This window comes from Flavivirga aquatica (genome assembly GCF_001747085.1).
GTDB lineage: Bacteria > Bacteroidota > Bacteroidia > Flavobacteriales > Flavobacteriaceae > Algibacter_C > Algibacter_C aquatica.
In genome coordinates this window covers 1-317 of record NZ_MDJD01000038.1, presented here as the reverse complement: position 1 = coordinate 317, position 317 = coordinate 1, and the positions used below count along the sequence as shown (strand labels likewise).

Genomic DNA, 317 nt, shown 5'->3' with positions numbered 1-317 from the left:
CAGAAATTCATTAGTTGTAAAAAAAGAAATAAAACCCACTGATTCCGATGGAATACAAGAGGCTATTGATTCCCTTGATACAGGAGGAAAAACTAGTGTAATTTTATTAAAAGAGGGAGAATATAATATAGATAAGCCTATTACTATTAAAAGTAATGTGGTGCTAAGAGGAGAAAATCAAGAAGCTGTAAAATTAAATGTTACTATTCGTTCTAATGGAAGTAACGATAAAAAAACTTTTATTTTTAAAGAATCTAAAAATTCTGGTATTGAGGATTTAAGTATGGAATATATTCCGAAAAAAGATGTAACTATTT

General features: G+C 27.4%; 1 pseudogene. It reads left to right on the top strand.

Annotated features, from left to right (window positions below):
• A pseudogene (locus A8C32_RS20595) lies at positions 1-317 on the top strand (glycoside hydrolase family 55 protein); the annotation flags it as partial.